13 protein-coding genes are annotated in these 12,775 nt (G+C 65.5%); 6 read left to right on the top strand and 7 right to left on the bottom strand.

What is annotated here, in order from left to right; all coding sequences use genetic code 11:
* Positions 1-103: 103 nt before the first annotated feature.
* Both ACIBG0_RS09175 and ACIBG0_RS09170 read right to left on the bottom strand, forming a co-directional pair.
* Positions 104-1,225, bottom strand: coding sequence for a glycerate kinase (locus ACIBG0_RS09175; protein ID WP_397030783.1), 1,122 nt, complete (start codon positions 1,223-1,225; stop codon positions 104-106).
* A complete protein-coding gene (locus ACIBG0_RS09170; RefSeq protein ID WP_397030781.1) occupies positions 1,222-1,437 on the bottom strand; it encodes a hypothetical protein in 216 nt (71 codons plus the stop codon). Before ACIBG0_RS09170 ends, ACIBG0_RS09175 begins: the two co-directional genes overlap by 4 nt.
* Positions 1,438-1,559: 122 nt before the next feature.
* Between ACIBG0_RS09170 and ACIBG0_RS09165 the strand changes: the two genes are divergently transcribed.
* Positions 1,560-2,006 carry a nitroreductase family deazaflavin-dependent oxidoreductase gene (locus ACIBG0_RS09165; RefSeq protein ID WP_397030779.1) on the top strand — a complete coding sequence of 149 codons (447 nt, stop codon included), beginning with the start codon at positions 1,560-1,562 and terminating at the stop codon, positions 2,004-2,006.
* A gap of 45 nt (positions 2,007-2,051) precedes the next feature.
* Here ACIBG0_RS09165 and aroQ read toward each other — a convergent pair whose 3' ends face one another.
* Both aroQ and ACIBG0_RS09155 read right to left on the bottom strand, forming a co-directional pair.
* Positions 2,052-2,489, bottom strand: a complete 438-nt coding sequence (gene aroQ, locus ACIBG0_RS09160) for a type II 3-dehydroquinate dehydratase (protein ID WP_397030777.1) — start codon at positions 2,487-2,489, stop codon at positions 2,052-2,054.
* Positions 2,490-2,512: 23 nt separating this feature from the next.
* The gene (locus ACIBG0_RS09155) at positions 2,513-3,100 is read right to left on the bottom strand and encodes a hypothetical protein (protein ID WP_397030775.1); all 588 of its coding nucleotides are present in this window, start codon (positions 3,098-3,100) and stop codon (positions 2,513-2,515) included.
* Positions 3,101-3,515: 415 nt separating this feature from the next.
* Here ACIBG0_RS09155 and ACIBG0_RS09150 point away from each other — a divergent pair, with 415 nt between their 5' ends.
* A complete protein-coding gene (locus ACIBG0_RS09150) occupies positions 3,516-5,195 on the top strand; it encodes an NTF2-like N-terminal transpeptidase domain-containing protein (RefSeq protein ID WP_397030774.1) in 1,680 nt (559 codons plus the stop codon).
* Here ACIBG0_RS09150 and ACIBG0_RS09145 read toward each other — a convergent pair whose 3' ends face one another.
* The 3 genes from ACIBG0_RS09145 to ACIBG0_RS09135 form a co-directional block, all read right to left on the bottom strand.
* Entirely contained in the window at positions 5,196-5,567 is a 372-nt protein-coding gene (locus ACIBG0_RS09145) for a DUF3054 domain-containing protein (RefSeq protein ID WP_397030773.1), read from the bottom strand. It abuts the gene before it with no gap.
* A 177-nt stretch (positions 5,568-5,744) separates the two neighbouring features.
* Entirely contained in the window at positions 5,745-6,854 is a 1,110-nt protein-coding gene (locus tag ACIBG0_RS09140; protein WP_397030772.1) for a YbhN family protein, read from the bottom strand.
* 111 nt (positions 6,855-6,965) lie between these two features.
* Complete coding sequence (locus ACIBG0_RS09135) at positions 6,966-8,483, bottom strand: adenylate/guanylate cyclase domain-containing protein (protein ID WP_397031215.1); 1,518 nt, start codon at positions 8,481-8,483, stop codon at positions 6,966-6,968.
* 102 nt (positions 8,484-8,585) lie between these two features.
* Here ACIBG0_RS09135 and ACIBG0_RS09130 point away from each other — a divergent pair, with 102 nt between their 5' ends.
* From ACIBG0_RS09130 to ACIBG0_RS09115, 4 genes are all read left to right on the top strand, one after another.
* Positions 8,586-9,830, top strand: coding sequence for an AI-2E family transporter (locus ACIBG0_RS09130; RefSeq protein ID WP_397030770.1), 1,245 nt, complete (start codon positions 8,586-8,588; stop codon positions 9,828-9,830).
* Positions 9,808-11,040 carry a MacS family sensor histidine kinase gene (gene macS, locus ACIBG0_RS09125; protein WP_397030768.1) on the top strand — a complete coding sequence of 411 codons (1,233 nt, stop codon included), beginning with the start codon at positions 9,808-9,810 and terminating at the stop codon, positions 11,038-11,040. The genes ACIBG0_RS09130 and macS overlap by 23 nt, the downstream gene beginning before the upstream one ends.
* Before the next feature lie 25 nt (positions 11,041-11,065).
* Positions 11,066-11,698, top strand: a complete 633-nt coding sequence (locus ACIBG0_RS09120; RefSeq protein ID WP_397031212.1) for a response regulator — start codon at positions 11,066-11,068, stop codon at positions 11,696-11,698.
* Between the two features lie 349 nt (positions 11,699-12,047).
* Positions 12,048-12,749 (top strand): DUF1707 domain-containing protein, encoded by a 702-nt coding sequence (locus ACIBG0_RS09115; protein ID WP_397030766.1) that lies wholly within the window; start codon positions 12,048-12,050, stop codon positions 12,747-12,749.
* Positions 12,750-12,775: the final 26 nt, after the last annotated feature.

Raw genomic sequence — 12,775 nt, 5'->3', positions numbered from 1 at the left:
CAGCGGCGCGAACCATTGCCCGCGCCGCGCACGAATTCCTGGGCGAGAACGTGCGTGGCCGAAACCCGATGTAGTTGGGCGCGAGGCCGAGTGCTCGCGCAGGTCAATTTCGCAGGTTGTCGGTAGCTATTCGCTCCCCGATATGAATGAGCAACCGTGCCGCATCGGCGATGGAGCGGGCGGGGTCGGGCTCCAGATCGGCCAGCGCGTAGCAGGCGGTGAAGCCCGCCGTCCGTATCTCCTCGAGCGTCAACTGCGTTCGGCCGACAGCCGCCACCACCGGGACGCCCGCCTTGCGCGCGACCTCGCAGACGCCGACCGGGGCCTTGCCGTACAGGCTCTGGGTATCGAGGGCCCCCTCGCCGGTGACGACCAGGGTGGCTCCGTCGAGAAGTCTCGGGAAATCAAGGAGATCGAGCACGACCTCGATGCCGCTGCGAACCTGCGCGCCGAGCACCGCTAGCGCGCCGAATCCGGTGCCGCCCGCCGCGCCCGCGCCGGGGGTCTGCGTGAATTCCGGTGCGACTACGGCGGCCCAATTCGTCAGTGCTGCTTCGAGAATCGATAGGTCCGACGGCGTCGCACCCTTCTGCGGCGCATACATCGCGACCGCGCCGGTCGTGCCGAGCAGCGGGTTGTCGACATCGCAGGCCAGGGTGAAGTTCGCCGTCGCGATCCGCGGATGCAATCCGGTGCGGTCCAATCGCGCGGCACGCGCCAAAGTCGCTCCGCCTGTGGATAATTCAGTGCCGTCGACATCGAGGATTCGCGCGCCGAGCGCCTGCAGCATGCCCGCCCCACCGTCGGTGGAGGCGCTGCCGCCCAAGCCCAGGACGATATCGGTTACCCCTCGATCCAGCGCATGGGCGATGACGACACCAAGCCCATAGGTGTGCGCTCCGAGCGGATCGGGTTGTCCCCCTGGAAGTTTCGTCAGTCCGACCGCTGCCGCCAATTCGATCACGGCCGTGGTTCCGTGCACCGCATAGGGGGCGGTGTCCGCTACGCCGGTCGGCCCGGGCGCATCGACCTCGATCCGTTCCCAGCCCGCGGCCACGAATGAGTCGACGGTTCCTTCACCGCCGTCGGCGACCGGCACCTGCCGGATCTCCGCATCCGGACGGGCGCACGTGATGCCTGCGGCCAAGGCGGCCGCGACCTCGGGTGCGGTCAGCGAGCCCTTGAATTTGTCCGGGGCGAGCACCACCCGGGGCGCGGATGTCATCCCCACATTCTCGGTGGTGGTTCCGAAGGGCGCACGTTGCGCGGTGATTTCCGCCGTCCTGGCGGAATCGGCGGTTTGTGGGCCAAGACCCGGCGGTGCGGTGCGGTGCGGAAGATTTCGCGGTAGGCCAGCACGGTGTAGACCTCCCAGCGTTCGGCATCCGGGCGGGACGAGATCGGCTCGCGAGCGGCCGCGTCGATTGATCGCGACATCACAGGTTGTGAGCAGGCGTTAGTGGGTGTCAAAAAGAATAGAGAGCAGTGCTCTTGACGTGAAGTGAGTCGGCGTGGAACACTGATCTCAACAGAGAGCAGTGCTCACAAAGGAGTAGGAAATGAACGCCAGCACCCGCTACCTCGGCCCCGCCGGCATGGACCCGATCATGAACAAGATTGCCAACTGGCTGCCTCGCCTCGGTATCAGCGTTATGGGGTCGCGGCTGTTGGCTGTGCGCGGACGTAAGAGTGGCGAGTGGCGCACCACCATGGTCAATTTGATGACCGATGCCGATGGCACGCGCTACCTGGTCGCGCCGCGCGGCCATACCCAGTGGGTGCGGAACCTGCGTGTCGCGGGCAATGGTGAACTGCGGCTGGGTCGCAAGGTCGAGGCATTCACCGCGACCGAAGTGGCTGATGCCGACAAGGTGCCGCTGCTGCGCCTCTACCTGCAGAAGTGGGGCTGGGAGGTCGGCAAATTCTTCGAGGGTGTCACCAAGGACGCCACCGACGCCGAGCTGGCCGAGATTGCCCCGGGCTTCCCGGTCTTCCGACTCGCCTGATGCGACAAGCCGATCCGATCCTTTCGAGCGACCCGCGAGCAGTCGTTAGCGGTGGATAAGGAATTCGATGGCCGCGGCATAGCCGTGAATCCCCATCCCGGCCACCACCGCGGTGGCGATGGGGGAGATGTAGGAGTGATGCCGGAACTCCTCGCGCGCATGCACATTGCTGATGTGCACCTCCACGACCGGGAGTTCCGGAATCACCAGCGCATCACGCAGCGCGACCGAAGTGTGCGTGAGCCCACCGGGATTGATGACAATGCCCGATTCGACGCCGCGCGCCCGGTGGATCCGATCGATGAGCGCTCCTTCGGAATTCGACTGGAACGCGTCGATCTCGCGGCCGTACCGGGCGGCGGTCTGTCGGCACAATGCGACGACATCGTCGAGCGTGGCCGACCCGTAGACCTCCGGCTGGCGGGTGCCGAGCATATTGAGGTTCGGGCCGTTGAGAACCAGGATCGGGCCAGGTGTCGACATGGCTTAGACCCTAGCTCGCGTGTTCAGAGCCCCTGCGGACCTTCCGATCGCAGGTCGTCCACCTTCCGCATGGCGGTGCGCAACTCCTCGAGCCAGGCCTCGGCATGCTTGCCCGCCAACTTGACCGTCCACGCCAGCGCATCCGCGCGCGAGCGCGCCACACCGGAATCGACGAGCGTGTCGAGCACCTTGCGCTCCGGCTGCCGCAACCGCGTCATTACCGGAACCGCCAAGTGGGTGAACATTATTCGTTCGCCGTCCACCGAGACGCCCCAGGCGACACTGCGTCCGTAGCGGCGCTGGGCCTCGTTCGCGATCTGCATACGGGCCGGCCTGGTGGTCTCGCGGAAGCGGGCGACGGCGCCCTCTTTCGTCGCGGCGGGGACCTCCTCGGCGGGGGCGTCTTTTTCCGATTTTTCCGATACCGGGGCCGGGAGCTCACCGATAACCACGATCTCGTCCCGGTCGATTTCGATGATGGGCGGCCCGGCGAACCAGTCGCTCGGCAATCGTCCAGCGAACCAGTCCGGAGCGTCCGCGGGATCCGGTAGATCGGCTTGCTGCCAGCCGCCCGGTCGCCCGAAGCCCCGTCCGCGATGCTCATGCCTCATTGGGATTCACCTACTTACTGTGGTGCCTATATTTCATTGATTACAAGATTACGTCGCAAGACGCAGTCGTGGTTCCGCTCTGTGCGAACGGTTTCGGTCAACGGGCGTGCGGGTACGCCAGATAAAGGTGTGTGCTGGTGAACGAGGCCCTGCGCGATCGAAACACGGATGCGGTACGCCGAAACGCCGACGAGGGCCGTTTTCTGACAAGTTCGTGTTCCGACCGGTACGGTTGCGGCGCCGGATGTCGCAACGGGACCGGAGAACGTCCATGATCGACCTACCGAAGCGCGGGTTTCGGGCACGATCGGAGATACTGAGCATGGGTAGCCTCCGTCCGGCGCGGCACGGTGGGCAGCTAATTTCAGGTACGGTGGTCTTGTTACTGGAGTGACAAGAGTAAAGAGTGGGCGACATGGATGTGTGGGGATCCCGCCGCCGTCGCGTCCGGGGCGCAATCGCACTCTCGGGGGTGGTGGCGCTGGCTATCGCAATCGGTGCGTGTGGTTCGGATGCGAAGCGCAATGAAGCCGAGTATGTCGTCGATCGCTTCACCCAACTGCTCGATGAGCAGAACTACGCCAAGGCCTCGGAGCTCACCTCTTATCCCACGGCCGCGTCCGCAACGCTGAAACAAATGTTCGCCGGATTGCAGCCGGGCAAGGTCGACTACCAGAAAACCCAATTCATCGACCTGGACCGCGAGGCGGGCCTGTTCAGCATGGATGTCGCCTGGAACTTCGGCGAGAACAAGACCTGGAAATACAGCCTGCAGGGCAATGTGCGGAAGTTGGCGATCGGCTGGCGCATCTCCTGGGATCCCGCCGTCGTCATGCCGCAACTCGACCACAACCGCACGGTCCGGCTCGTGCGCACCACGCCGACCCCGCCGCCGCGGGTCAAGGACATCGTCGGCGACGCGTTGATGACCGAGCAGGTCATCAACGTGATCAAACTCGATCCCGCCAAAACGACCGATCCGGTGGCCTCGACCAATGCGCTGGCCAAGGCCATCGAACCGGTCGCGCCGCTGATCACCGGACCGTCGCTGATGCAGCAGCTATCCACCGCGCAGGGCAAGCCGATCACCGCGGTCACTCTGCGCGAACCCGATTTCGCGATTCTGGAATCGGCGTTGGCTCGGGTGCCCGGCGTGGTCATGGAAAAGCAGCCGCGGCTGATCTCCGCCGACCGCAGGACCTGGTCGCCGATGTTGGACGCGCTACAGAAGGTATGGCAGGACAGCCAGGACCAGCACTCCGGTTGGGGTGTGCAGATTTTCGAACAGGACGGACGTTTCGTCGGCCAGATCGCCGGTTACCAGGGACCGCCCGGCCCGGATATCGCGGCCACCATGGATCAGCGCCTGCAGCGCGCCGCCGAGGACGCGGTGGTGAGCGTCGCGACGCCCGCCTCGATCGTGGCGATCCAGCCCTCCAGCGGTTCGGTCGTGGCGGTCGCGCAGAATACCCAGGCCAGCGAGCACGGTCCGGTAGCGTTCACCGGGCTCTATCCGGTCGGCACCAATATCGATCTATTCCGCAATGTCGCCGCGGTATCGAAGAACAAGGCACCGCAGGACGTCTCGGTGCAGGATGCGGCCGAAGCCGCGCCGAATCTGGGCGTCGGCGTCGATTACAAGGTGCCGGGATTGGACGAGGTGACCGGCCGGGTCGCGGTCGCGGGGCGCAGTGCCGAGCAGGTACGCCAGGGCGGTGGTACGGATGCGGTGCTGGCCAGCCCATTCGGCATGGCGATCGCAGCGGCCGCCATCGCGCGCGGGCAGGTGCCGCCGCCGATGATCGAGGCCGGACACCCGAGTACCACGGACGCGCAGGTCCCCGAGATGTCTCCCCAACTCACCGAGCGGCTGCGTGCGATGTTGCGCGACGGCGCGGCCCGACCGGAATTCGCGCCACTGCGGCCGTACCGCGATGTCATCGGATTCATGGCCACCGCGGGCAATGACGCATGGCTCATCGCGAATGCGGGGGATCTGGCGCTGGCGATCCACATCAACGACGCCGACAGCGGCGATGCGACCGCGCGGATGGCAGCCAGGTTGTTCCAATCGCTGGCCCATCCGGAACCGTGATCAATTGATGGCCCGCACGGCCGCGCGCCAGCCGAGCAGGAACAGGGCGAGCACACATGCCGCGACCATGATGAAACTGAATGCCGTGCCCTGACCGCTGATCACGCGCAGCACCATGCCGCCGCAGAGTGTGCCGAGCCAGACCAGAACTCCGGTCGACCACACGGTGGTTCCGTCGAATTGCGCAGCCTGCTCCTTTACCCGGCTGGCCACGACCACCGCGACGACCCAACCGACCGCGAGTCCGATCGCGAACGGCCACACCGTCTTCAGCAGTCCGGTGAGTACCGCCTCCTCATGGCTGCGCCGCCCGATCGCGCAGAACAGGATCACCAGCAGTGCGTCCACCACCAACGGCACCAGTTTTCTCACGCGGCCAGCGTAGTACTGTCCGCATCCGTCGCTGGGACACGAGGGCGCCTACTCGACCACAGCGGAGCGAGCCGTACGAGTGACCGTTGGCGGTCTGTCTCGCATTCGAGTTATCGAAGCGCATGCGACGAAGGCGCGAGTCTCGACGGCTCGGACTCGAGACACCAAGGGGCCATGTCACAACCGGCGCTGTTCGAATTCCTTCTCGAATTCGGCATCGTCGGCCTGCGGGGTGCGGAAGAGGAAGGCCATGACGATCCAGCCGATGATCGCGACCAGGACGAAGCTCACCAGGCGGTAGACGAAGGCGGCGGCGACGGCCTGGGAGGCGGGCAGGGCCGCACCGGCGGTGAGGCCGTAGATGAGCGTCGCGTCGACGTAGACGATGCCGCCGGGCGCGAACGGGATCGAGCCGACGGCCTTACCCGCGGTGAAGGCGATCAGCAGCCCGGCCAGCTTCGGATCAGCACCGACCGCGTAGCAAGCGGCTCCCAGACTGGCCACATCGGCGAAGCGGTGCACCAGAGCCCACCCCGCGACCATGGCTCCGTCGCGCTTGCCGAGATCCACCGACTCCAGCTGCGAGAGCATATCGGCGATCTTGTTCATGCCCTGCTTGACGGGGCGTTTGCGGATCCGGTTGAGCAGTGCGAGACCGCGGCGCAGCACGGCCTCCAGCGCGCCGCGATTCTTCGAAAGGTGGTTGCCCGCCCACACCAGCGCGACCACACCGGCCAACGACAATATGAGTTTGAACGGCCCGACCTGGTCGCCGACCAGCAGCGCACCACCGACACCGAGCAGTGCGAGTCCAGCGGTCGCGATCACCCCGGACATCACCAACTGCCAGGAGGCGACGATCGGATTCGCACCCCATCGGCGGGTTTGGCGGTAGGTGAAGGCGGTGGAGAACACCTGTCCGGCAGGCAGCGTCACCGACATGGCGGTGGCGCCGTACACCACGGCGACGGATTTGTGCTGACGCACCTCGACGCCGCCGGCATGCAGCAGTTGTTTCTGAACCCGGCTGAATCCGCTCATCGACAGTGCCTGCATCCAGATACAGGCCGCGACCCAGCCCCAGTGAATTTCGGTGAGCTTATTCCAGGAATCGTGCAACCGTGGCCAGAGGTAGTAGCCCTCGCCGATCAACAATGCCAGCAGGGCGATGCCTGCGACCCATTTGAGCCACCAGAATTTGCTCCGGCGACCACGTTTCGGCGATCTATCGGGGTCGTCGGACGGCTGCGGCGCAGGATCGCCGGCTAGTTCCCCGTTGCCCGTCACCCGGTCAGCCTAACGACCCAGCTGTGCCGCGGTATGCATCGACCTGCGGAGCCAGTATTAATTGGCGCGGCCTTCGGTGGTTACGCACGCTGCCTCCTCCGGTCCCGACCGCTAGTGACTGCTTGCGGGTCGCTCGAAAAATCCAGCTCGCACCGTGGCCCCATCCTTCGGCCAGGCCAACCTGGTCTTTCGGCGTCGCCCGCGCAGCTGGACTTCCTCGCCCGTCAGCCAAAAGTCCTGCTCACTTTCGTCGGCGAAATACAGCGCGCTGCCCGAGGCGAGCACGCGGCCGGGTTGATCCTTGGCGAGTTCGGTCAGGCGTGACGCCTCGTTCACCGGATCGCCGATCACGGTGTATTCGAAACGGTTTGCGGCGCCGATATTTCCGGCGACAGCCAGGCCCGCCGAGACTCCGATACCGATATCGAGTCCGGGCACCTCGCGCAGGGCTTCGCGCAGTTCGCGGGCGGCGGCCAGGGCCGCGGTCGGCGCGTCCGGGCGGTCCAGCGGTGCGCCGAAAATCGCCAGCGCGGCATCGCCGACGAACTTATTGACGAAGCCGTGGTGTCGATCGATGACGTCGACCACGATCCGGAAGAACTCGTTGAGCAGGCTGACCACCTCGGTCGGCGGTCGCTCCGCGGCGGTTGCGGTGGAGCCGACCATATCGACGAACAACACGGCAACGAATCGGGTCTCGCCGCCGAGTTCGGTCCCGTAGTCGAGTGCCCGCTGCGCCACCTCCTCGCCGACATGCTGGCCGAAGAGTTCCTGCAGCTGGCGGCGCTTGGCGGCCTCTTCCATCATGCGGTTGAAGCCGACCTGCAGCAGTCCGATCTCGCTGCCGTCGAACACCTCCACCTGCACGTCGCGGGCGCCCTCCTGCACCCGGTCGATGGCCTGGCTGAGCTGGCGGATCGGGTCGGAGATGCTGGACCCGGTCAGCATCGACAGCGCCAGCGCCTGCATGATCACCACGCCGCACAGCAGCAGAATCGAAATGGCCAGCGACTGCGCGGAGAACTTCACATCCGAGGAGATCTGGGTGACGCACAGCAGCACGATGGCGATGGTGGGCGCGAAGGTGCCCATACCCCAGGTCATCCCCATCCTGGTGCCGACGCCTGGGGTCAGCGTGTGGTCGAACGAGCCCTCGGTGAGGGCCTGTGCGGCGACCGGGCGCAGAATCCGCTCGCCGAGCATATAGGTGAAACCGAAGACGATCGTCGCGGCCATACATTCGGTGACGATGACCGCCCCCGCCAGCTCCGGCGCGTCCACGATGATGGTCGCCGCAAGAATGGCGCCGCCGACCAGCCACAGCACCAGATGCAGGAAAGCCTGGCGCAGCGGTGCGTGCAGTGCGGCCATCTGTTCTTGGTGGCTCGGCGGCCCACCACGCATCTGCCATCGCATCACCGGACGCAGCATGAGCGCCGAAGCGGCCAGGCTCAGCAAACCACCGGTGGTGAAAACCAGACCGGGAATCAGCAAGCCGGTGCGTCGCGCACCGGCCGCCTCACCCTCGGGAACCGGGAGCCCATATTGGATGAACGCCCACACCAGGACCGCGCCGAAGGCATTGGCCAACAGCATCGATGTCAGGTACAGCGGCCAGCGCGTTCGCATGGTCTGTTTGACCGCTTCCAGGGGCGCTGACACGATGACCAATCTAGCGTTCAGCTCGATCGAGCATGTTCGCGGCGCTCTGCGGCCATTAGGCTCGCGGAGGTGACCGACCAGAAGGTAAGTGCTCTCGGGAAAGCCACTGCTGCGCGGTCGGCTGCTGATTCTGTACACCCGTTCGTCCGGGTTTCCGCCGAGTGGGCGTGGCGGCTGCTGGTGATGTTCGCCGCACTGATCGCGTTCTCGATGGTGGTGCAGAAATTGGCGACGGTGGTGATTCCGCTCGCCATCGGCCTGCTGGCCGCCGCATTGCTGGCGCCGCTGGTGGATTGGCTGCAGCGACTGGGGTTGCCGAGGTCGGTGGGGGTTTTCGTCGCGCTGGTCGGATCACTCGGGGTGGTCGCGGGGATCATGACCTTCGTCGTCGAGCAGTTCATCGAGGGCGTGCCGCAGCTGTCCGACGAAATCACCCACAGCATTCACCAAATCCAGGACTGGCTGATCAACGGTCCGCCGCATCTGAGCGATGAGCAGATCCGCAGTGCGGGCGATACGATCGTCAAGACGATCAGGGAGAATCAGGACAGTCTCACCAGCGGGGCATTGACCACCGCGACGGTGATCGGGCACGTTCTCACCGGCGCGTTCCTGACCCTGTTCATTCTCATTTTCTTCCTGTACGGCGGCGACCAGATCTGGCACTTCGTGACCAGGATCGTGCCGACCCCGCATCGGGAAAAAGTGCGCACCGCAGGGCAACTCGGCTTCGGTACACTGGTCGGATTCGTCCGCGCGACCGTGGTGGTGGCGCTCGTCGACGCCATCGGTATCGGTGCCGGGCTGGCCATTCTCGGGGTGCCGCTGGCATTGCCGTTGGCATCGCTGGTATTCATCAGCGCGTTCATCCCGATTGTCGGTGCGTTCCTCGCGGGGACCATCGCGGTATTCATCGCATTGGTGACCAAGGGCTGGGTGACCGCGGTGATCGTGCTCGGCATCATCATCGCGGTGATGCAGCTGGAAAGCCATGTGCTGCAACCATTGCTGCTCGGGCGGGCGGTGAGCATCCACCCGCTCGCGGTGGTGCTGGCCATAGCCGCGGGCATTGTGCTCGGCGGCATCGCGGGCGGTCTGTTGGCGGTGCCGTTCGTCGCGGTAATGAATACCGCGATTCGGTCGTTGCTTTCGGAAAGTCCGGAGGAGGCTTTCGAGGAACTGCATACCGGCGACGGGGGTCGATTCGCGGTGGAGCCGGATGAACCTGAGCCCGGCCGGTTCGATGTGGATGCGACCCTGACCAGAGAGATGATCCGAAAGGACCGGTCGGATGACTCGGCCGGGGCCGACTGAACTCAAAGCAGCCGAGCTGAGCGCGGCCGATGCGGCGACCGCGCCACTGTGGCGTGCGGTGCAGGCATTGCGGCTGGTCACGCTGCTCTATGCGGTCGGTCAGCAGATCGCCGCGGTGCAGCACTACCGGAATCAACAGCTGAGCTGGGTACTGATCGCGGTGATGGCGGTATGGTCGGGTGCTTCGGCATTCATGTTGTCGCAGTGGCATTTTCCCGACGTGGCGCGGGTGCGGTCGTGGGTGGTGATCGGGGATCACGCGGTGGTGATCGCGCTGATCGCCACGACGCGGTTGGTCGCCGATTACGGCTGGTATCACGAGCATCAGACACTGCCGACCACGCTATGGGTCGCCAATGCCGTTGTGTCCGCCGCGATTCTGCGTGGGCCGCTCGCCGGTGTGCTCTCCGGACTGCTGATAGCGGCGGTGATCGTGACGGTGCGCGAGCAGTGGGGTCAAGATGTGTGGGCCGATGCGACCGCGCCGGTGCTCGTCTCCATCGGGCTGGCCCTCGGACTCGCGGCCGATACCGCGCGTCGGGCGCAGGGGCAGCTGGAACGGGCCGTTCGATTGACCGCGGCGGCCCAGGAGCGGGAGCGCCTGGCTCGTGAGGTGCATGACGGTGTGCTGCAGGTGCTCAGCTATATCAAGCGGCGCGGCAACGAGATCGGCGGCGCCACCGACGAATTGGCGCAGCGGGCGGCGGAACAGGAAGTGGCGCTGCGGGTTTTGCTCTCCGAACAGGGCCGGCACGGTGACACCGGTGGTGCGGATGTCGACCTGCGGCCGCTGCTTACCGTGCATGCGACGCCGTCGGTCTTCGTTTCGACGCCGGGTGAGCCGGTGCGGGTCGGGCGGTGGATGGCGAGGGAGATTGCGGCGGCGGTGGCGAATGCGCTGTCCAACGTCGCGCTGCATGCCGGGCGGGATGCCAAAGCTTATGTGCTGCTGGAGGATACCGGCGATGAGCTGATCGTCAGTGTGCGCGATGACGGCGTCGGAATCGCGCCGGGACGATTGGAAGAGGCGGAAGCCGAGGGGCGCATGGGGGTTTCGCGATCCATCGTCGGTCGCATCGAGACATTGGGGGGAACCGCGGTGTTGCTGACGGAGGAGGCCGGGGGAGTTGGCTTCGGTACGGAGTGGGAGTTTCGGGTGCCCCTGGCCGCCCACCAGCGCGAGCACGGAGGAGGGCCCTGTGACCAGTGATGAAGCAGCCGAGGCGATTTCGGTGATGGTAGTGGACGACCATCCCATGTGGCGTGATGGAGTGTCCCGCGATCTGGCCGAGGCGGGATTCGTGGTTGCCGCGACGGCGGACGGGGTGGGGTCGGCTACACGGCGGGCGGCGGCGGTACGGCCTGCGGTGGTGTTGATGGATATGCAGTTGCCCGACGGAAATGGAGCGCAGGCGACTGCGGAGGTGCTGCGGGTGTCTCCGGAGAGTCGGGTGCTGGTGTTATCGGCATCGGCGGAGCGCGATGATGTGCTCGATGCGATCAAGGCGGGGGCTTCGGGTTATTTGGTGAAGAGTGCGTCGGCTAGCGAGTTGATCGAGGCTGTGCGCGCGACCGCCGCTGGGCAACCGGTATTTACGCCGGGGCTGGCAGGGCTGGTGCTCGGTGAGTATCGACGGATTGCGACCGCACCAGTCGAGCCGGATGAACCGCATCGGCCCGCACTCACCGACCGGGAGACCGAGGTGCTGCGCATGGTGGCGAAAGGATTATCCGCCAAACAGATTGCGTCGCGTCTCGGGCTGAGCCATCGAACAGTGGAGAACCACGTGCAGGCGACTTTGCGGAAGTTGCAGTTGGCCAACCGGGTTGAACTGACCCGCTATGCGATTGAGCAGGGTCTCGAGTAGGTGAGCAACAGTTCTCGAGTAGATGCCTGACGATTTCGGCATCTCGAGGCGCCGACTGCCGCCCGATCATCCTGTATGAGGACCCGAACACGTCGCGGGTGGCGCGTGGGAGTCATTGGCCGTGCCCGGTGTGGCACGGGATGCCCGATGCTGGAACGAGGCGGCTTGTGGTGGACCGGGATGCCCGGCGGCTCCAGTGATGTGTCACCTCGCTCGCCGATACACCAGGTGGTGCGAGGGAAACGGTCTGGGATGCGCCCCGAAATCGGCGGGATCGGGGCGCAGCGGAGCAGGGAATCGGGGATTGCCCTGATGTGTCGGATGGGTTGGGCTCGGTAATCTCGGATTCATGGGTGGCCCCGAATCGGTATCCAACGGTGTCGGCTCCGGTGACACGGTCGGCGATCGTGAGTTGCGCGTTTCCGATGCCGAGCGCGAACATGTCGGTCAACTGCTGCAGCGCGCTGTCGGGCTCGGCATGCTCTCCCTCGGGGAGTTCACCGAGCGAATGGACACCGCGCTGGCCGCCAAGACGCGTGGCGAACTCAATGCCGTACTTGTCGACCTGCCCGGCGTGCGGCTCATCGGTCAGCCCGCGGCACCGCCCTCGACCTTCGTGAACGCTTCGCCCGCCTTCACGAAGCGGATCTCACCGCCGCCCTCGGTGCCGACACAGGTCACCCCGGGGAATGTGATCCGCAGCCGCCTTTCCGGCGTCAATCGCCGTGGTCCATGGCAGGTAGCACCGGCCCTGCATCTGAACAACTGGCTCTCCGGCGTCACGCTCGATTTCACCGAGGCGATCATGTCCACCCAAGTTGTCGAGGTGCACGTCGACGACTATCTCAGCTCACTCACCCTGATCGTCCCCGCCGAGGCCACCGTCGACCTCAACGCCGTCGACCTCATCGGCTCCAGCGTCAACAACAAGGTCCGCACCGGCCCACCCCTCGGCCCCCTACACATGGTCGTGCAAGGTCGAATCCGTTTCGGCTCGATTACCGCCAAACACTCTTTGCGCGCCCAGTGGCGCAAGCTGATGGGGGGTTGATCGTGTGCACAATTGCGTGGTCGCAG

It is taken from the genome of Nocardia sp. NPDC050630, from assembly GCF_044457245.1.
Classification (GTDB): domain Bacteria; phylum Actinomycetota; class Actinomycetes; order Mycobacteriales; family Mycobacteriaceae; genus Nocardia.
This window is presented reverse-complemented; position numbering and strand designations above follow the sequence as displayed.